Below are 19,630 nucleotides of genomic sequence, written 5' to 3' on the forward strand. Positions count from 1 at the left end.
CCTCAACCCTTCAGTCCCGTCGTGGCGATGCCCTCGATGAAGTGGCGCTGGCCGAGCAGGAAGATGACAGCTACCGGCAGCACGGACAGCACGGAGCCCGTCATGATCAGCGCGTACTCGGCGTTGTACTGGGAGATGAAGGTGTTCAGCCCCAACTGGATGGTGCGCAGCTCCGGACTGCGCAGGTAGATCAGCGGGCCGAGGTAGTCGTTCCAGGTGGTCACGAACGTCAGCAGGGCCAGGCTGGCCAGCGCCGGCCGGGACAGCGGCAGCATGATCCGTCGGTAGATGCCGAACTCGCTCAGGCCGTCCACCCGCGCCGACTCGCTCAGCTCCTCGGGGATCGTCTCGTAGAACTGCTTCATCAGGAACACGCCGAACGCGCCGAACGCCTGCAACGCGACGATCGACCACAGCGTGTTCGACAACTGCAACTTCGACATGAGGATGAACTGCGGAATCATGTACGACTGCCAGGGCACCGCGATCGTCCCGATGTACGCCAGGAAGAGCGCGTTGCGGCCGGGAAAGCGGACCCGGGCGAAGCCGTAGGCGGCGAAACTCCCGGTCACCACCTGCAGAAGGGTGACGACCACCGACAGCAGCAGCGTGTTCCACAACCACGTCGTCATGTCCGAGCGCTGCCAGATGTCGAGGTAGTTCCGCCACACCACGGGGTCGGGGAGCCAGGTGATCGGGACGGTGAAGACGTCGCTGTTGGTCTTCAACGACGCCACCACCATCCAGTAGAACGGCAGCAGCAGCCCCGCCGCCGCGAGCACGAGGGCGGCGTACCCGACGAGTCGCCAGCCCCGGGACCGGACCGGTCGGCCGGGCGCGCTGCGGTTGCCGGGCGCGGCGACGGCCGGGGCGGGCAGCGAGAGGTCGGTAGCGGTCATCAGCTGTTCCTCCGCTTGTTGACCATGAACTGGATGACCGTGATGCTGAAACAGATGGCGAACAGGACGACGGAGACCGCCGAGGCGTAGCCGAACTGGTTCTCCTCGAAGCCCTTCTGGTAGATGTACTGCGAGAGCACCAGGGTCGACTGGCCCGGTCCGCCGCCGGTCATCACGAGGATGAGGTCGAAGACCTTGAAGCTCTCGATGGTGAGCAGCACCGTGACGAAGAAGGTGGTGTGCCGCAACCCGGGGAGGGTCACGTGCACGAACCGCTGCCACGGTGAGGCCCCGTCGGTCTCGGCCGCCTCGTAGAGCTGGGCCGGGATGGTTTGCAGGCCGGCCAGGAACAGCAGCATGTAGTAGCCCATGTACCGCCAGGTGCCGACGATGATGACCGCCGGCATCGACCAGGTCGACGACGTGGTCCAGCCCGGCGCATTGTCCACCCCGACGGCGCCGAGGAGAGCGTTGATCGGGCCGTACTCCGGGCTGAACAGCTGGTTCCACACGATCGCGATCGCCACGATCGAGGTGATGTAGGGGAAGAACGCGACGGTGCGGAAGAACCGCACGCCGCGCAGTTTGCGGTTGAGCAGCAGCGCCAGCCCGAGTGACGCCGCGAGGGTCAGCGGGATGTGGAAGACGGTGTAGTAGACGGTGTTGCGCAAAGCGGTCCAGAAGCTCGCGTCACCCCACATCCGCCGGAAGTTGGCGGTGCCGGTCCACTCGGCCACCCCGAAGACGTTCCAGCTGGTGAAGGCCACGTAGAACAGCACCGCGACGGGCAGGAGGGTGAGCACGGCGAAGCCGACGAAGTTGGGCAGGATGAACGACCAGCCGGCGACCGTGTTGCGCGACACCAGCCGCCGGTTCCTGGGTCTCGTGCGCGGCAATGTTGCCATAGGGAGTCTCCGGGAGCGTTCGGCATGGTGGCGGGGCCGGCGTGCGGCTCAGGCGCGCCGGACCCGCCATCAGCTCACTGGTTGAGGACCTCGTTCTTGGCGCGGGCCTGCGCCTTGCTCAGCTCCGCGTCGACGCCCTTGCTGTCGGAGAGGATCGCCGAGTGCGTCTCGTTGAGGAGGTTCTGCAGGCCTGCGGTGTGCTTCGACACCGGGTTTTCCGGCTTGATGGTGTGCTTGGCGTAGGCGAACTTCGACAGGTCGTCCTGCGGTACGCCGTCCAGCCCGAACAGCGTCGCGGTGACCGCGTCGGTGACCTGGGCCGGGGTGATGCCGATCCCGGCCAGCGCCTTGGCGGCATCCGGGCCGGCCGCGTACTGGAGGAAGGCCTTGGCCGCGGCGGTCTTGGACTTGCTGATCTTCGGGTTGATCCCCAAGCCGGTCGGGTCACCGAAGGTGACAGGTGTGGCGGAGGTGCCGGTGGTGGACTTGTCGAACTGCGGCGCCGGGGCGATCCCCCACTGAAACTTGTCGGCGTCACCGCTCTGTCGCTGGTTGAGCAGCGTGGCCACGTACCAGGTGCCCATCAGCACCATTGCCGACTGCTGCTTGCCGAACTGCGCCTGGTAGGTGAGTTTGTTTGTCTTCGCGGTGCCGAAGGTCGGCTGCGCGCCGGCCGCCTGCAGGTCCAGTGACCGCTCGTAGTACGGCTTCAGGTAGCCGAAGTCTCCGGAGAGCAGGTCCGCGTTGGGGGTCTGGGCGAGCGCGAACCCCTGCACTGTCGACTGGAAGGTGTGCTGGTACGCGCCGGTCGCGTTCGAGCCGGCCCCCTTCAGCCCGGTGTGCAGTCGCTTCGTCGCGTCGGTGTAGTCGTCCCAGGTCCAACTGCCGTCCGGCGGCGCCACCTTCGCCTTCGCGAACAGATCCTTGTTGTAGAACAACACCCAGGAGTCCTGCCGGTACGGCACCGCGTACGCCTTGCCATCCACCTGGTAGGACGCGAGCGCCGGGCTCGAGCCGAGACCGGAGGTGGCGTCGGAGACGTCGAGCAGCTGACCACCGCTCTGGTACGTGTAGAAGTTCTTGAGGTTCTTCATGACGTAGACGTCCGGGGCGGTGCCGGCGGCCAGGTCCGTGATCATCTGGGTGTCGTAGTCGTTGCCTGGGGCGTACTCCTTGAGCTCCACCGTCACGTTCGGGTGGGTCGCCTTGAAGCCGTCGGCAAGCGTTTTGAATTCGGGCGTGGACGACAGGGTCCAGCCGGCCAGGGTGATGGTCACCGGGGCATTGGGGTCGACTGGCTCGTCTCCGCCGCCGCAACCGGCGAGGACAAGCGTCAGGGCCGTCGCAGCGCTGATGACGGCCGGTATCGCACGCTTCATCCCTCTCTCCTTAGGTCAAGGGGCCCGGATGGGCCCGCACTGCTACCAGGACGCCTGGGTGGGCCCGGCATGCTCCGTGTCCAGACGGGTCGACGTGCTGATCCCGTCGGGCCAGTCGATTCCCAGGTGGAGGCCGCGGCCGTCCTCGTCGACCACGGCCTGGCAGGCCTGCCCGGCCGTGGCCACCGGCACCCTGGACAGCTCGGTGAAGGTGGCGGCCCATGCGCCCGGCCGGACGGGGTGGTCCAGCCATGGCACGACCAGCCCGCCGGCCAGGGGCCCGCCGTGCGGAAAGTCGGTGACGCCGGCCGTTGCGCCGCCGTGCACGCTTTCGAGCCAGCTGGTCAGGTCGGCTCCGGTCACGACCGCCACACCGCCGGCGGCGGTGGCCGTCGCGTCCCCGGCAACGGCCCAGCCGCCGATCCGTAAGCGCAGCGCAGCCGCCTCGACGCCGTCGGCGAGGCCGTCGACGCGGGTCAGACGTAGCTCCCAGGGGCCGCGGACCAGCGAATACACAGTGAGGTGCCCGGCCGGTCGGGACCGGCCCACGCGGCCGCCGCCGTGATCGCGCTGACCCGGATCCGGGTCGACCCAGTGCGCGAGGGCACGTGACCCGGCCACGCCCACGCCGTCGGTGTCGACGTGAATGGTCAGCAGGCGCATACCGGCGCGGTGGGTGACCCGGCCCGCGTCGTCGACGAGAGTGACGGACTGGTCGAGCGGGCTGGCCCAGCCGCTGTCGTCGAGGACCGGGGTGGTGGCGGTGGAGTAACCCAGTCGGGCGTAGAGCGGGGAATCTGCGACGGTGGCACCCTCGACGGCGTGGTCGGTGCCGTGGTTGACGACGCGGACAATGCCGTCGGCACGGGTGCTGGAGACCAGCCAGCCGGGCGCGTGTATCGCCCGCACCTCGTCCCGTTCCTCGACCGGCAGCGGCTCCTCGGGCGTCGTCCAGACCGGATGGTCGGCGGGCAGCGCGATGCCGAGCAGGCCCTTGCTGGCCCAGTACGGCGAGCCGGGCCCGGAGTACGACTGCGCCAGTCGCGGCCACGGCCCGTGCCAGCCGACTGTGAGCAGGCCTCGTTCGTCCAGGGCGCCGTTGGCGACGAAGTGACGCACGATGCGGGTGGCCGCGCCGCGCAACCGGCCGAGGCTGACCGAGGGCACGCCGGCGATGGCGCCAACCCAGAACGGCGCCGCCGCGGCGAAGCGGTAGGTCAGGCTTCGCCCCTGGATCAACGGTGATCCGTTGGCGCCCACGAGCGCGACCGCGTCGCTCAGGAAGCGGTCGAGGCCGGCCAGGTCCCGTTCGCGGCGCTGCTCGGCCAGGTCCGCTGCGCCGGCCATCCGGGCCCACAGTGTCGGGTAGAGGTGCAGGGCCCAGCCCACGTAGTGGTCGTAGGCGCGGTGCGGCCCGTCGGACATCCAGCCGTCCCCGCGGACGAAGCCGTCATGGGTGGTCAGGTCCTCGTTCATCTCGTCGAGCGAGTGCGGCCCGCCCACCGACCGCAGGAACGTCTGCACGACCAGCCGGAACCAGACCCAGTTGATCCGTGGGTACGTGTCGTCGCCGACGGCCGGGAGCAGATAGTCCACTACCCGCTCGCGCACCACGGACGGCAGTCGATCCCAGATCCACGGGCGGGTCATGTCCAGGACCAGCGCGATGGAGGCGGCCTCCACCTTCGCCTGGGGGTGCTCGTCCAAGCGCACCCAACGGTCTGGAGAGCTCGGGTCGGTGCCAGCGGTGATACCTGCCGTGTACCGGTCCACGAGTTCGTCCAAGCCCGCTCCTCGTGCACCCGCGATGCGGAACCCAGCCAGCAGGAAGGTGCGGGCGAAGCCCTCCAGTCCGTCGACGGACCGCCCGTAACCGCCCTCCGGCCCGGGGAAGGTGACAAGGGCGTGTCCGGGCGACGCGAACGGTCGGGCGGCGGCGAGCATCCGGTCGGCGAGGGCCAACCAGTCATCCCGGCTCCAGGTCGCGGCGGTAGCGACATCCGAGTCCGTCGCCGGTGCCACCTGGCCGGTCGTCCCGAACGTCATCCGTGGTCCTGTCGCATCGATCCGTCTCCGTCGAATGTGGCGAGCGGGGCGTTGCCCATGAATGTGACGCGCAGGCATCCGCAAGGTTTCCGAAGTAAAACGCTCACAAAGGAGCAAGTCAATGCCGTTCCCAAACCGATGTGGACACACTCGATCAAGAGAGCACACAACACGGTCTTGACACGCCAAGTGCTCTGATACGATCAGAATCGTTCACAGTCGCTCTATCAGTCCGAGGAGCCATGACCGGCGCAGACCGCTTCGCGGGCCCTCTGGCGGCGGCACTGCCCGCGGTCGACGTCACCGGGATCGGCCCGGCCGGCGAGGTCGTCCGTACCATGCAAGAGCTTTCGCCGCACGAAGCGTTCCTCGGAGGTCCCCCATGACCAAGGACAGCCCCGTCGTCGCCACGGCGGAGGCCCCCCGGGGGCCGCTTCAGGTCGCCCGCCGCCAGCAACTGTTGGCAGCCCTGCAACGCGACGGCTCGATGCGCATCTCTGACCTGTCCCATGCGCTCGGTGCCGCGCCGGTCACCATCCGGCGCGACATCGCGGAGCTCGCCGCCGAAGGGTTGGTTCGCCGGGTCCACGGTGGGGTCGCCCTGATCCTGCCGGACGACGTCCCGGCAGTCGACGAGCCACCCGCCACAGGCCTGGACCCGCTGGTCGGGCGCGCCCTCGGCATGCTCGTGCCCTCCTTGGACTACTACTGGCCGGACGTGGCTCGCGGCGTCGAGGGGGCCGCCCGCGAGCTGGACATGCGTGTGGTCCTGCGCGGCTCCTCCTACGACAGTGAGGACGACCAGCCGCAACTGGCCCGCCTGGTGGGGCGGATGGGCGTCGACGCGCTGATCATCGCGCCGAGCATGGACGCACCGACCGCCGAGCGCACCATCGAGTGGCTCGACCAGGTCGGCGTCCCGGTCGTCCTGCTGGAACGCACCGCCACGCTAGGCAGCCACCACGCTGTCATGGAGTCGGTGGTCACCGACCACGCGCTCGGTGCAGCCATGGCGGTGCGCCACCTCACGTCGCTCGGACACCGCAAGGTCGGCCTGGTGCTCGACGCCAACAGCCCCACCAGCCAGCACGTGCGGCGCGGCTGGCTCGACGCCGCGACCGAGTGCGGCCTCGACTCGGACGCGACGGTGGTGGCTGTCGTACCCGACGCGCGGTCACCCGAGCGAGACGTCGTGCTCAACGGCATCCTCGACCAGTGCCAGGCGACCCGGACGACCGCGCTGCTGGTGCACGCCGACGCCGAGGCGATCGCGCTGGTGCAGCGCTGCGAGGAGCGGCACCTGTCGGTACCCGGCGACCTCTCCATCGTGGCGTACGACGACGAGGTCGCCGGGCTCTTCAGCCCGCCGCTGACCGCGGTCCGACCGCCGCGACGCTCGATCGGACGAGCCGCCGTGCGTCTCGTCGCCGACCGGCTCGCCGACCCCGACCGCCCGACCCACCGGATCGTCATCAGCCCATCACTGCGGATCCGGGAGTCGACCGCGCCGCCACCCGCGTAGGCGGTCATCCCCGGTCCGGGGCGTTCGCCGATCAGGGACCAGCCGGGTGACGGGCAGCCGGCCTCCCCATCGGATGGAGTGCGCCCGCATCCTGCCGACGAGCGCGCATTCACCGGATGCGATTGCGTGAGCGCACCGCTACGATGGGTCAGCAGTCCAGAGGGAAGGGATCGTGCCCGCGTGCGAAGTCCCGTCAGCGGAACCGCGCCGGCGTCTGCGCCGGACCGGTCCGCGCCGCTTGCGGCCGGCCGGCTGCGCCGGCTCGCCCGGCGGCTGGTGCTGCTCGCAGCCGCCGTCGGGGCCGGTTTCGTCATGGCCGCCCTGTTGCAGGGGCCGGCCGCCGCCGACGGGATGCGCAGCGGGTCCGGTGACGAGCCTCATCGGAGGATCGGCGGTCTGGTCGAATCGGTTGCGCGGCTCACGATCGCCGAGCGCCCCAACCAGGACCGTCAACGAGCCGCGGCTGCCGGCGACCGCCGCCACGACAGGCCCCGTGCCCCGCTGATGGCGCCCACCGGTGGGGTGGCCACCCCCCGCGAGGATCCACCCGCGACGGAGCCTCGACGGTCGGCGGGTGCGTCGAGGTTCGGCGCATCCGTCCCACCCGGCGCGACGGAGCGCGAAAGGCTCCGACCGGCCTCCGTGGCCCGCGCGGCTCAGCGTGTCGACCTGCCGCGGCCGGCCGCCCCTGCACCGCGGCAGCCGGCCACCGCCGCACCCGATCCGTTGGCGGTGCGTACGCCGGCCGAGTCAACAGTGGTCGGCCTGATCACCGCTCCCCTGCCGTACGTCGTCGACATCGTGAGCACCGTGCCGATCAGGCCCGTCGTCATGGGGCTCCTCCGGGTCACCGATGCCGTTCTACCACCCCCTCTCTGCCCCGTGATCGTTCCGGGGGCGGCACCTCGACTGCCCGCTCCCCCGGCGCTCGTGCCGACCGCCGTGCCGGTGACCGAGCCGGCTCCCGTACTGACAGTTCCGATGCCACCGGCGGGTCCGACGCTGGCCCTCGTACGCGCCGCAGCGCCGCCGGCCCCGGCCGCGCCACCGCCGATGTCCGTCGTCGTCCCCACGCGGGCCACGGCCCCGACGGGGCACGTCGCCGCACGCCCGGCACCGGTGGCCGCGCCGGGTTTGCTTTCTGGTGAGCCAGTCGCACCCGCCGACCAGGACGCCGCCGGCGTCGATAATCGATCGACGCCTGCACCGGGGCTGGTCCGGCCGCTCGACCGGCAGTCGCACCTCGGTGCCGGGCAACCCTGCGATCTCGTGCCGCTTCTGGTCGAGAGCCGAACTCCATCTGCGATCGCCCGCCCAGGCTGAGGCGGGTCGACCGACCCCGGTGGCTGGCCCGAGCGGCCGGCCTGTCCCACCCGCTGGTCGGTCGATCAGTGCCCGCGCCCGTCCGCCGTGACGGTGCCGCGGGCCGATGCCCACCCGTCTGTAGCGCACGACCGCCCTGACCAACCCGTGGACGTTCCGGGATCGGTGGCCGTCGTGGCGCGTACCGGAGATCGGAGAGAACGTGGTGATCCACGTTGTTGTCGCCGAGGACATGGGTTTGCTCCGCGGGGCGCTCTGCGCCGCGCTGTCACGCGAGGAGGACATGGAGGTGGTCGCCGACGTCGAGGGTGTCGGTGAACTGTTGACGGTGGTCCGGCGGTGCCGACCACAGGTGGTGGTGCTGGCACTGACACCGGAGCTGCCCGACCCGGTGGAGGTGGTCGCCCGGATCGACGTCGAGGCGCCGCACGCCGCCGTGCTGGCGATGAGCCCGCGGTGGAGTCCGGCGTTGGTGGAGGCGGCGCTGGCAGCCGGCGCGCGCGGCCTGGTCGGGAAGGACTGTTCGCTGGCCGAGTTGGTGCGCGCGATCCGCGCGCTCGCGGCCGGGGAGAGAGCGATCGACCCGGCCGCGGCGATCGCGGTGCTGAGTCCCCCGGAGATGCCGTTGACGCCTCGGGAGATGGACGTGCTGCGGATGGCAGCCGAGGGTCTGCCCCTGAAGGAGATCGCCGTCCGCCTTTACCTGGCACACGGGACGGTGCGCAATCACCTGTCGGTGATTCTGCGCAAGACCGGGGCCCGCAACCGGTTGGAGGCGGTGTCGCGCGCGCGGCGTAACGGCTGGCTTTAGCCGTCGGGGCGGGTCCGGTGAAGTTTCCGGACCCGCCCCCGTCACCGTGCGGCCCCACCGGACGCGTGTTTGAATGTTGACGTTGTGTGATCGCCATCGGAGTGCGGGAAGGTTCATCGTGATCCGTACCCTGCTCGCCTTGGACGGTGCCCTGGTTCTGGGCGCGCTGTCGTTCGTCCTCGCCGCCGAGGAGGACATCCGTGTCGTGGCGGAGGTGGATCGCGGCGACGCGGTCTCCGCGGCCGTCCACGCTCAACGCCCCGACGTGGTGGTGGCCGACCTCGATCTCGTCGAGCAGGTCGATCCCGACCGCCTCGGCCGGTGCCCCGTCCTGGTGCTGGCCCACCCGCATCGGGCCCGGCGGCTGCGAGGCATGCTCTGCCCGACCAGGGCGGTCGGCATCCTGCGCAGTGACGCCGCCCCCCAGCGGGTCATCGACGGGATCCGCCGGCTCGCCCGCCGGGAGCCCGTGCTCGACGCGGATCTCGTCGTCGCGGCGCTGCACTCGGACGGCCCACTGACGAGCCGCGAGACGGAGGTGTTGAGGCTGACGGCGGCGGGTGCGCCGGTCGCGGAGGTGGCGGTGACGCTCGGGCTCACCCGTGGCACCGTCCGCAACCATCTCGGGCGGATCGCCCGCAAGGTGGGCGCGCGTACCCGGGTGGAGGCCGTGCGGATGGCCGGCGAGGCGGGCTGGATCTGACGGGCGTCGTGGGGGCGAATGGGCGGGGTTCAGCCCTGCCGCGCCGACGCCGCCGGGGACGGCAGCACCGAGTCGTCCCAGCAGCCGACGAGCACCCGGTAGGTGGCCGAGCGGGCCAACAACTGTTCGTGCGTCCCCACCACGGGCTCGTCGCCGTCGAGGACCAGCACCCGTCCGGCCCGCAGCGCGGAACTGATCCGGTGCGCGATCACCACGAGGGTGCCGGGCCGCCGGGCGAAGGCGGCCTCGACCCTCGCTTCCAGCACCGGGTCCAGGTGGCAGGTCGCCTCGTCGAGGACCACCAGCGGGGCGGGTGCCAGCCAGGCCCGGACCGCCGCGATGAGCTGCCGCTCGCCGGCGGAGAGCAGGGCCGGCGCGACCGGCGCGCCCAGGCCGCCCAGGCGGGTCGCCAGGGGACGCGCGCCGAGCGCGTCGAGGGCGACCTCCAGCGTGTCATCGTCGGCGTCCGGCCGGAGGTAGCGGAGGTTGTCGGCGAGACTGCCGGTGAAGACGTACGCCTCCTGGGGCACCAGCACTCGCATCCGGGCGAGAACGGCCGGCTCCACCTCGGCGACCCTCGTGCCGGCCAGGTGGACCGCCCCTGCCTGCGGCGGCACCAGACCGGCCATCAGAGCGGCCAGTGTGGACTTGCCCGCACCGCTCGGGCCCACCACGGCGAGATGGTCCCGGTCGGCCAGTGTCAGCGAGAAGTTCTGCAGGACCGGCCGGGCGCGCGGGCCGTAGCCGAAGGTCAGGTCCCGGACCTCGACGGCTGGCGGAGGGCCGGCGGGACCGGTGGGCGGTCGGCAGCGGGGCATCGCGGCGGCGAGGGCTGACGGCTGGTCGTCGGGGACCGGATAGGTGCGCAGGATGTTCTCCAGGGTGACCGCGTAGCGGAGCCCGCCGCCGCCGAGACCCTGCACCAGGGTGTGCAGGGTCGGTTGCAGCCCGGTGGAGACGTAGATCAGCGCGCCCAGCACCGCGCCGGCGGTGAGACCACGCTCGACCAGCCACGGGGCGGTCACCATCAGCACCAGCAGTGGCAGCCAGCCGCCGATGCCGAGGCTGAGGCTGCGGATCGCCGCCATCCGGGCGAGCATGCGTTCGGCGGCGGCCTGCGCCGACACCCAACGTGCCACCTCCGCCGTCACGCGTGCCTGTGCGCCGCAGGCCAGCACGTCGCGGTGACCGGCCAGCGCGGTCGCCGCCGACTGGCCGAGCTGCTCACCGGCCCGGACGTAGGCGCGCTGGTGCGTGACCATCGCCGGCAGCGCGGCGAGAAACACGACCAGACCGGCGACCAACGGCGCGACCGCCAGCAACGCCACCACCGGCGCCAGGGCGAGCAGGCCGAGCAGGGCCGCGCCAGCGGAGAAGAGGAAACCGCGGGTCACCATCAGCAGACCGGCGAAGGTGTCGCGGACGATCTCCATCTGGTGGGTCAGCCGGGTCACGGCGGCGCTGTCCGGACGACCACCCGCCCTGGTGGCGTCGCGTAGCGCGCCCCGGATCACCTGAGCGGCCACCTCGTCGCGGAACGGCTCAACCACGGCGCCGAGGCTCCGGTACGTCCGACCGGTGGCCGCCGCGCCGACCAGTACGGCCACGGCGAGGACCCCCAACCAGGCCAGGCCGTTGAGCAGACGTCCGGCCAGAAATCCCTCGTCGACGGCACGGGCGACCAGGTAGCCGGCGAGCAGCGCGGGCAGCGACTCGACAAGCGACCAGCCGCCGAGCCCGGCGAGTTCCCGCCGACGGGCCCGTAGCGCCCGCCAGGTCACCCGGCGTACGCCGGGACGGCTCACGACCCACCGCCGGCCGGCTGGAAAACGGCACGGTAGTCCGGGTCGGCCCACAGTTGCCGGTGCGGTGCGAGGCCGCGCAGCCGACCGCCGTCCAGCCAGGCGACGAGGTCGGCCGCAGCGGCCGCCGCGGTCCGGTGGGTGACCACCAGTCGGGTACGCCCCCCGGCGCGCCCGAGAACCGCCTCGGTGATCCGGTGTTCGGTGGCGGTGTCGAGGCTGGACGTCGCGTCGTCCAGGATGAGCAGCCGTTCAGCGGCGAACGCGCGGGCCAGGCCGAGGCGTTGGGTCTCGCCCCCGGAGAGCGGTGTGTCCACCAGCGGGGTGCGGTAACCGCCGGGCAGACGGTCGATCACGTCGGCGACCGCCGCCATCCGGGCCGCTCGCAGAACCGCCGGGGTGGCCGGGCTCCGATCGGCCGGCGGCGCCGCCGCGTCGACCGGCAGCGCCAAGCCGATCGCGTCGTGGACGGTCGCGCCGATCAGCACCGGCCGGTCGAAGGCGTAGCCGACGGCCCGGCGCAGCGCCGCCGCGTCGAGGTCCCGCAGCGGCACCCCGTCCAGTCGCACCTCACCGCGGTCGGGGTCGTACAACCGTCCCGCCACGGCCGCCAGGGTCGACTTGCCGGCACCGGACGCTCCGACGACGGCCACTGTCGCGCCGGCCGGCACGTCCAGGTCGACGCCGTCCAGGATGGGCCGGCCGTCGTCGGCGTGCACGCACACCCCGCGCAGTCGCAGGGCGCCGCCGCCGGGTGGAAGGGGCCGCTCGCCCGCCGGCGTGGCGGGCTGCGTCAGCAGCTCGGCGACCCGGTGTGCTCCGGCGCGGCTACGGACCAGGTGGTTCAGGGTGGCGAGCACCGCGCCGAGCCCGGCGCCCATGGCCGCGTACCGGACCGCGGCGACCAGTTCGCCCGGTGTGAGCCAGCCTGCGGTCAGGGCGTACCCGCCGACCGCGATGACGCTCAGGTTCAGCAGCGGCGCCACGGCGGAGGTGCGCGCACTCGCCCGGGCCAGCAGCCCCCAGGTACGCCGGCCGTGCCGGTCCAGCTCCGGTAGGTCCGCCAGCACCCGGTCCTCCTCGCGGCGGGTGGTGCCGGCGGCGGCGATGGTCCGGGCACCGGTCAACGACTCCAACAGTCGGCCGGCGATGCTGCCGAGCACCCGCTGGTACCCGGCGGTCGCGGCCGAGGCGTCGGCCACGAAGGCGCGCATGAGGACGGCGAGCACGCCGAGACCGGCGAGCAGGGTGAGACCGAGAACCGGTTCCATGATGGCGAGCGCGACGACGCTGCCCAGCGGCGGAAGCACCGCCACGATGGCCAGGACCACGGCGTTGCCGGCCTGTCCCGCGTCGGCGGCCTGGCCGACCAACCGGCCGACGAGATCACCGACCGGGTGCCGGCGGGTGGCGCGGACGTCCACGGCGAACAGGTGACGCAGTAGGCGCTGGCGCAGCGCGGCGGTGGCGCGCGCCGCACCGAACCCGCTGGCCAGGTCGGTCAGGGTGTCGACGCAGATGAGGACGACGACCAGGGCGCAGGCGGACACCGCCCACCAGGCGGAGCCGCCGTCGAGGGCGGCGTCGACGGCGCGGCCGAGGGCCGCGGGGAGCAACAGTTCGGCGGCCGCGCCGAGCAGCGCGACCGCCGCGAGTCCGGCGGTCCAGCCGCCGCCCGCCAGGACCGTCTGCCGCAGCAGCCTGTCCCCCACGGCGAACGTCGGCATCGGTCCTCCCGTTGGTACGCGGTTGCCCTGGGCGGGTACGTCTACCCACCCAGGGCCCCACGTGTGCGTGGATCAGTTGCAGGTCGTGACGGAGAGCGAGCTGTCGCCGCAGAGCAGCAGGCTCGCCCGGCTACCGCCACCGGTGCGGTCGGCCGGAGCCATCTCCAGGCCCTGGAGGTCCAGAAGTGCCATGTCGTTCACCTCCCTTCCTTCCGTTCGCCGATCAGGTCGCCCCCGCTGTCGCGGGGGAGTCTGTCCGCGCCCGGCAGGGGCGCGAGAAAGGGCAGCGCCGGCGGCTGGTCGTGCTGCGCGCTGGCCAGCGCGTACAGCACGCCGGCGGTGCCGGTGCCGAAGTCCATCGAGAGCCGCAGCAACTGCTCACCGGGGAATGCGGTCCCCTCCTGGTACGGCAGTGCGTGCCAGGCCAGCCGATCCAGCTGCGCGCGAAGGTCGCGGCGGTCGGCGTCGTCGGTCGAGGCGGCGAGGTAGGCGATGATGCCGGCCCGGCCGGCGAACAGCCCGGACTGTGCGTAGAACGGTGAGCGTGCCGCGCGGCGGATCCCCGCGCTCGCCTCGGCGAACCGGTCGTCGGCCCGGTGGCGCAGGTACTGGTCGAGGACCAGCCCGATACCGACACTGCCGTGCGCCAGGTAGGGCATGGTGCGCCAGCCCTCGTTGACCTCCAGGGCACCATCCGGGCGCAGCACACACCGGCGCAGATCCTGACGCAGCGCCGTGGCGGCGTGCCCCAACAGCTCGTCGTCGCCGCTGAGCTCGTAGAGCCGCAACAGCATCAGCGCCGGTCCGGTCCGGCCCCGCAACAGCCCGGCGTACGGGTTACGTCCGCCGCTGACGTCCGGGCCCGGGTCGTCGGCCAGCTGCCCGATCACACGCTCGGCGGCCCGCCACGCGGCGTCGCGCAACGACACCTCCCCGGTGCGCGCGGCCAACTCGGCCAGGTTGAGCGCGATCCCGGACAGTCCGCTGGCCAGGCTGTGGTCGAGCCCGTCCAGGGGTTCCCGCAGGCAGATGTCGAGAACGTCCAGCGCGTCCTGCCGGCGTCCGAGGTGAACGAGTGCGTACGCGACGCCATGCAGCCCGTCATAGAAGCCGCAGCGGGTACCGGACGGGGGCGCTGTCGCCCGCCGCACCAGCCAGTCTTCGTGCTCGGGCCACCGCCCGGCACCGCTCTTGTCGAGCGCGTACAGCACCCCCGCCGCCCCGTGAGCGAGGTTGAGGCCGCCGCTACGGAACTGCTCGATGTCACCGGGAAAGAGCCGGTCGTCGCGCTCGGGGGTGGCGCTGGCCACGATCGCCGTCGTCAGCCGGGCCCGCATGGTGCGCCAGTCATCCGCGTCGAGATTCCCTCGCGGTTCCGCTGCGACGTGCGGCTCACCGGTGATCTCCTCGACCGCCGGATCGAGGAAGGACCTCGGCACCGGGAAGTTCGCGGCAATGATGTCGGCCAGGTGAGTGACCTTCTCCGGAGCGAGCCGGACCAGCTGGGTCAGTGGCAGGAACAGCGCCAACCGCAGGCACGCCAGGGCGTACCGGTCGACCGCCGGCCCGCTGCGGTCCCTCGGTGCCGCGAAGCCCTGATTGCGCAGCCCGGGTCGGCGGTGCCCGGCGATCGGGGCGGCCACTTCGAAGTCGACCAGGGCGACCCGGTCGTCCGGCCGGATCATGATGTTGAACAGGTGCAGGTCCCCGTAGACCAGGCCGCGCTCGTGGATCGCCGCCACGACGGATTCGACCTGCTCGTAGGTCTGGCGGGCCCACCGGGCGTACGCCGCCCGGTCGTCGTCGGTCGCGTCGGCGTCGATCAGCGGGTACCGGTCGACCAGCACCTTGTTCAGCGGTCGGCCCTCGATGAACTCGAGCGCGAGGAACCGGTGCTCGCCGAGGACGAACTCGTCGTGCACCCGGGGCACCTGCGGCAGGTCGGCGAGTTGTCGTAGGGCCTGCGCCTCGCGGGCCAGCCGGGCGACGGCATCGGTGCCGTCGGCGTCCAGGCCGGCGTGCGGTCGGGCCTCCTTCAGCACCACAGCGGTGTCGGTACGCAGGTCCCTGCCCACGTACAGGCCGCCGCCGTTCGAGAAGTGGATCACCCGCTCGATCCGGTACGGCACCTGGTCCGTGCTGGTGCCGCTCCGGGCGGCCAGGTGCGGGCCGAGGAAGTCGGGCACTGTGACCCAGGACGGTACGTGAAAGACGGGCTCCCGGCGGTCCGGCACCAGCGTGCCGCCGTCGTCCTCGATCGCCGGCACGACCTGACCGTCGGGCGAGTGGCAGTAGCGGGCGGCGAAGCCGCCGTAGCGCACGTAGACCGGACCGGTGCCGTAGCGGAGGTCACTGAGGATGTACGGCCCGGTCTCGCCGGTCAGCAGTTCGTCGAGCTCCTTGCAGGCCAGCTCCAGCTCCGCGTCGTCGCGCGGATAGACAGTGATGAACTTTCCGCTGGCGGCCCGGGCGGCGTACTTGGAATTGCGCAGCAGCAGCGTGCGCGGCCCGCGCAGGAACTTGAAGGACAGCCCGCGGGGGACGCAGTAGTTCCAGACCGCGTCCAGCACCCGCTCGGCGTTCCCCAGACCGGCCGACACATGAATCTTCCAGCCCTGCTGCGGCAGCGAGCCGCCGTCGGGCGCGTAGATCAGCCAGTCGTCGAGCGGCTCACGGCGCCAGCCGGTCGGCGTCGGCCGGTCGGCGGCCGGGAAGACGGGCTGTGCGACGGCGCTGCCGAGCGAGTCGTAGAACAGCCGATCCGCGGCGCAGTAGCTGTCGTAGCGTTCGTCCACCGTCTCGCCGCCCCTCGAACTCGGCCGGCTGGTGTTCCGGCGTTGAATCGAGTCTCATCGACGGGACGTGGTGGGCTCCAGTGCGCTTAGTCACGACGTTCGATGCGTGGTGCACAGGTACTCATGACATTAGTCAGGGCCGTGCACCGTAGACGGCGGCGCCCATCGGCTTGTCGACTTCCAGGTCCGTTACCGCGGCGACCCGGGCGATCATCATGTACTGCCCGATCACCATCAGGAGTTCGACCACCTCGCGCGGGGAGAGCAGCCCGGTCAGTGCGGCGGTGGTGTCGTCGGGCGGGCGGACGTCGCGGACGACTTCGGTGGTGAAACGCAGGACGATCTGCTGGTCTGACGTGAAACAGTCGTCCCCGATCTCGTCGCGGCCGAGCGCGTGGATCATCTCGTCCGTGGCGCCGACGGAGCGGGCGATGGGCTCGTGCTGGGCCCACTCATATGTCACGTCGCTCAACTGGGCAACTCGCAGGATCGCGATTTCGCGGAGCAGTGGGTCGAGGGCCAGGCCCTTGAGCAGCGTGCCACCCCAGCGCATCCAGTCCGGAAACGCCGTCTCAGCGTGGGCCATGACGCGGAAGAAGCTCAGGGGAAGCGCGGCCTGCAGCGCCTCGCGGACCGGTGCCGGGGCCTCGGCCGGGTTCACGTACGGCAAGCGACTCATGTTTCCCCTTACAAGCGGCAAATCGGGTGCAACAGACCATATCCAATCCCGGTTGCGCTCGCCGCAGATCTGTTCCGGGGGCCGGCGGCGGTGCGGCGATGAGCACCCGCACACGACGAAGGTGCGGGTGACCGGGCCGAATTCCCGCTGATGCTTGTCGATGTTGCCAAAGCCGATCCAGACGTGTTGGAATGGCTCATATCGCCGCAGCGCGGGGGCAACCGCGCTGGGAACGGCCAGCACGGGAGCATCGCAGCGCCGCCGGCGCGCCGCCTTGGCGGACGCTCGCCTGGCGGATCGCCGGGCCATCTCTACGACGACGGGCGCCTTGCCGGGCAGTCATTCTCGCCCGCCGTAGGTAACCCCGGCACGTGTCCCCGACGGCTGACGCGCTCGACGCCTGACCCGCCGGGGGCGTCCGATTCGGCCTGCCAGCACCAGAACCGGCGACGAGGTGAGAAGCAATCATGATTTCCCGAGAGAACTTCGCGGGTTGGTACCGGAACCGCTTCGTGTGGGTGGCGGTGATCGTGCTGGTGGCGTCGGCCGGCGCGGTCGTACTGGTCAACCGGGCCGGCCCGGAGGCGAAGCCGGCGGATCTGCAATCGCAGATCATCGCCCGGATGCGTACCACGCTCGAACAGGCGGACCCGGGACAGCACAATCACGCCGGACACGGGGCCCAGCAGGCGGCCAGCACCGCGAAGCCGGCAGTGATCTGCGGGGTCCGCGTCTACGGCTACGAGCCGACCGAGGCCACCGCGCTCGCCGACGTGCGAACGGTCTACGGCTTCCACCTCTGCGGGGTCGCCGAACAGAAGCGCCCCTGGGACGTGGCGGTCAAACTGGCCGGTCCCGTGATCATGGACATGTCCACCGAGCCTCCAGGCATCCAGGTGGTCGAGGCGACCGCCGAGGTCATGTTCACCGACCGGGTGCGGCAGATGCTCCCGCCCAAGTACGCGGAGCTGGCGCTCAAGGAAGCGCTGACCGAGTCGGAGATGGCCGACCAGCGCCGCCGGTACGACGCCGCAGCCGACCTCTGACCACGTCGGCGGCAGGTGGGGCGGTCGTTGTCCACACCCGGATCCGAACCGGGCGGCTGCGGACACCCCGGTCAGCTCGATCCACATCCGACCATAGATCGATAAACATTGATATCTAGGCCGATAGATGCAACAGTTGGTTTGGGAGCGTTCCCATTCTGATCTGTACCCGAAGAGCGGAGGATGAACAGTGCGTTCACTCAAGTCCGATCGATCCGGCGGACGATCCCGGTCACCAGTCCGTCGGTCCCTGCGAGCGTTCGTCATGGTGTTCGCCATCGTGGCCGGCATGCTGCCCTTCACCGGGGCAGCCCAGGCGCACGGCACCATCATCAACCCGATGAGCCGCGCCTACCAGTGCTGGAAGACCTGGGGAAGTCAGCACATGAACCCCGCCATGCAGCAGCAAGACCCCATGTGTTGGCGGGCGTTCCAGGCAAACCCCGACACCATGTGGAACTGGATGAGCCAGTTGCGGGACGGCCTCGGCGGCCAGTACCAGGCTCGCACCCCGGACGGGCAACTGTGCAGCAACGCCCTGTCCAGGAACGACAGCGTGAACCAGCCCGGGGCGTGGAAGACGACCACCGTCAGCCGCAACCTCACGGTTCAGCTGTACGACCAGGCCAGCCACGGCGCTGACTACTTCCAGGTCTACGTCACCAAGCAGGGGTTCAACCCATCCACCCAGAAGCTCGGGTGGGGCAACCTCGACCTGATCACGACGACCGGGCGCTACGCGCCGGCGCAGAACATCTCGTTCAACGTCTCGCTCCCGGCGCGCAGCGGAAACCACATCCTGTTCGTGCTCTGGAGGGCGTCGCACCTGGACCAGACCTACATGTGGTGCAGCGACATCAACGTCACCTGATCGGCGGTACCAACAACTGCGACACTGATCCGGCTCAGGGCGTTGACGCCCTGAGCCGGATTGCTCCTTCCGTCGGAGGTCACGCGTCGGCTTCGAGGGCGAAGGTGTTGCCGTCCGGGTCCTGGAACCATGCGATACGTCCACCTCCGGCCCGCGCGGTGATCCCCTTGTCGTCGTGCTCGAACTGCTCGTAGCGAACGAACTCGACGCCGGACGAGGTGAGCTCGTCGACGACCTGGTCGATGTCCTCGACGTACCACGTCGCCACCGTCGCCGAGGTCTTCCCGGCGGTGACCGACTGGTACACGTTCAGCGCCGGACCGCCACCGGAGCCATAGACGCGGCTGCCGTCGGCGATGGTGGCGCTGGGGCCGGACCGCAGCGCCCGCAGACCTAGCACCCCTTCGTAGAAGGCCACGGCCTTCTGAATGTCGGACACGGCGACCGAGGCTCTGAGGTGGTACGTACTCAAGGGCATGAACCACTCTGGCAGTGCTCGACGAATCGGGGCGCCGAATCGGAGACCCTCAGGTCCGCGCACTGCGGGAGATGCGGTACAGCACGTTCGAACGCAGTGCCCCTTCGGGTTCGGTGGGATCGTCGAAGTCGTCGGCCGGGTTCCGGGTCATGCCGATCCGGCGCATCACGGCCTGGGAACGAAGGTTGGTGGCCGTTGTGACAGCGAGGATCTCGGGAAGAGCAAGAGCGTCGAAGCCGTGGGCCAGGACCCTCAGCGCCCCCTCGGTGGCGTAGCCCTGACCCCAGGCCGAGCGGGCGAGCCGCCAGCCGATCTCCACTCCTGTGAACGGCATGTCCTCGTCCACGTCATCCAAGCCCGCGAACCCGATGAACTCGCCCGTGACCTGCACCTCGACCGCCCACCACCCGTAGCCTCGCTTGTCGAAATCGGCCTGGAACCGCGAGACGGAGGCATCGCTCTGTTCGCGGGTGAGCAGGTCGCCCAAGTGCTCCCGAACCTCGGGATCGGCATTCATGGCCGCCCACGGTTCAAGGTCGGAGTCACGCCATCGGCGCAGGACGAGGCGATCCGTACGTAGTTCAGCCATGCTGACCAGCCAACGTGAGCTCTGACTCCGGGGCAATCCCTTTTCGTCCGCACCC

The 19,630-nt window shown here is 70.8% G+C and carries 17 protein-coding genes; 6 read left to right on the plus strand and 11 right to left on the minus strand.

All coding sequences use genetic code 11. The features are described from left to right. Positions 1 to 2: 2 nt before the first annotated feature. The 4 genes from MED15_RS04060 to MED15_RS04075 all read right to left on the minus strand — a co-directional run bounded on the left by MED15_RS04060 (position 3) and on the right by MED15_RS04075 (position 5,229). On the minus strand, positions 3 to 899 hold the full coding sequence (locus MED15_RS04060; RefSeq protein ID WP_112726994.1) for a carbohydrate ABC transporter permease: 897 nt from the start codon (positions 897 to 899) through the stop codon (positions 3 to 5). Further along, complete coding sequence (locus tag MED15_RS04065) at positions 899 to 1,762, minus strand: carbohydrate ABC transporter permease (RefSeq protein ID WP_244220349.1); 864 nt, start codon at positions 1,760 to 1,762, stop codon at positions 899 to 901. Before MED15_RS04065 ends, MED15_RS04060 begins: the two co-directional genes overlap by 1 nt. 116 nt (positions 1,763 to 1,878) lie before the next feature. Beyond that, positions 1,879 to 3,183: an ABC transporter substrate-binding protein gene (locus MED15_RS04070; protein WP_112697504.1), complete on the minus strand. Its 1,305-nt coding sequence runs from the start codon at positions 3,181 to 3,183 to the stop codon at positions 1,879 to 1,881. Between the two features lie 42 nt (positions 3,184 to 3,225). After that, on the minus strand, positions 3,226 to 5,229 hold the full coding sequence (locus MED15_RS04075) for a DUF2264 domain-containing protein (protein ID WP_112734804.1): 2,004 nt from the start codon (positions 5,227 to 5,229) through the stop codon (positions 3,226 to 3,228). 382 nt (positions 5,230 to 5,611) lie between these two features. On the opposite strand from MED15_RS04075, the gene MED15_RS04080 reads away from it, so the two are divergent. The 4 genes from MED15_RS04080 to MED15_RS04095 all read left to right on the plus strand — a co-directional run bounded on the left by MED15_RS04080 (position 5,612) and on the right by MED15_RS04095 (position 9,588). Next, complete coding sequence (locus MED15_RS04080) at positions 5,612 to 6,751, plus strand: substrate-binding domain-containing protein (protein ID WP_112697508.1); 1,140 nt, start codon at positions 5,612 to 5,614, stop codon at positions 6,749 to 6,751. A gap of 180 nt (positions 6,752 to 6,931) precedes the next feature. Beyond that, a complete protein-coding gene (locus tag MED15_RS04085; protein ID WP_112734805.1) occupies positions 6,932 to 8,074 on the plus strand; it encodes a hypothetical protein in 1,143 nt (380 codons plus the stop codon). Positions 8,075 to 8,276: 202 nt separating this feature from the next. Further along, on the plus strand, positions 8,277 to 8,885 hold the full coding sequence (locus MED15_RS04090) for a response regulator transcription factor (protein ID WP_112583280.1): 609 nt from the start codon (positions 8,277 to 8,279) through the stop codon (positions 8,883 to 8,885). 118 nt (positions 8,886 to 9,003) lie between these two features. Further along, positions 9,004 to 9,588 carry a response regulator transcription factor gene (locus MED15_RS04095; protein ID WP_112583279.1) on the plus strand — a complete coding sequence of 195 codons (585 nt, stop codon included), beginning with the start codon at positions 9,004 to 9,006 and terminating at the stop codon, positions 9,586 to 9,588. 29 nt (positions 9,589 to 9,617) lie between these two features. Here MED15_RS04095 and MED15_RS04100 read toward each other — a convergent pair whose 3' ends face one another. From MED15_RS04100 to MED15_RS04120, 5 genes are all read right to left on the minus strand, one after another. Then, entirely contained in the window at positions 9,618 to 11,393 is a 1,776-nt protein-coding gene (locus MED15_RS04100) for an ATP-binding cassette domain-containing protein (protein WP_112734806.1), read from the minus strand. After that, positions 11,390 to 13,117, minus strand: coding sequence for an ABC transporter ATP-binding protein (locus tag MED15_RS04105; protein ID WP_112583277.1), 1,728 nt, complete (start codon positions 13,115 to 13,117; stop codon positions 11,390 to 11,392). Before MED15_RS04105 ends, MED15_RS04100 begins: the two co-directional genes overlap by 4 nt. Positions 13,118 to 13,189: 72 nt before the next feature. Next, on the minus strand, positions 13,190 to 13,309 hold the full coding sequence (locus MED15_RS04110) for a SapB/AmfS family lanthipeptide (protein ID WP_013734295.1): 120 nt from the start codon (positions 13,307 to 13,309) through the stop codon (positions 13,190 to 13,192). Positions 13,310 to 13,314: 5 nt separating this feature from the next. Next, the gene (lanKC, locus tag MED15_RS04115) at positions 13,315 to 15,912 is read right to left on the minus strand and encodes a class III lanthionine synthetase LanKC (protein ID WP_112734807.1); all 2,598 of its coding nucleotides are present in this window, start codon (positions 15,910 to 15,912) and stop codon (positions 13,315 to 13,317) included. Between the two features lie 133 nt (positions 15,913 to 16,045). After that, positions 16,046 to 16,834 (minus strand): carboxymuconolactone decarboxylase family protein, encoded by a 789-nt coding sequence (locus tag MED15_RS04120; RefSeq protein WP_167457568.1) that lies wholly within the window; start codon positions 16,832 to 16,834, stop codon positions 16,046 to 16,048. Positions 16,835 to 17,058: 224 nt separating this feature from the next. Between MED15_RS04120 and MED15_RS04125 the strand changes: the two genes are divergently transcribed. After that, positions 17,059 to 17,637, plus strand: a complete 579-nt coding sequence (locus MED15_RS04125) for a hypothetical protein (RefSeq protein WP_112583274.1) — start codon at positions 17,059 to 17,061, stop codon at positions 17,635 to 17,637. Between the two features lie 265 nt (positions 17,638 to 17,902). Next, the gene (locus MED15_RS04130; RefSeq protein WP_112583273.1) at positions 17,903 to 18,508 is read left to right on the plus strand and encodes a lytic polysaccharide monooxygenase auxiliary activity family 9 protein; all 606 of its coding nucleotides are present in this window, start codon (positions 17,903 to 17,905) and stop codon (positions 18,506 to 18,508) included. A gap of 79 nt (positions 18,509 to 18,587) precedes the next feature. Here the strand turns inward: MED15_RS04130 and MED15_RS04135 are convergent, their stop codons facing one another. After that, complete coding sequence (locus tag MED15_RS04135; RefSeq protein WP_244220350.1) at positions 18,588 to 18,947, minus strand: VOC family protein; 360 nt, start codon at positions 18,945 to 18,947, stop codon at positions 18,588 to 18,590. Between the two features lie 88 nt (positions 18,948 to 19,035). Then, entirely contained in the window at positions 19,036 to 19,575 is a 540-nt protein-coding gene (locus MED15_RS04140; RefSeq protein WP_112583271.1) for a GNAT family N-acetyltransferase, read from the minus strand. Positions 19,576 to 19,630 lie beyond the last annotated feature (55 nt).

It is taken from the genome of Micromonospora noduli (assembly GCF_003264475.1).
Classification (GTDB): domain Bacteria; phylum Actinomycetota; class Actinomycetes; order Mycobacteriales; family Micromonosporaceae; genus Micromonospora; species Micromonospora noduli.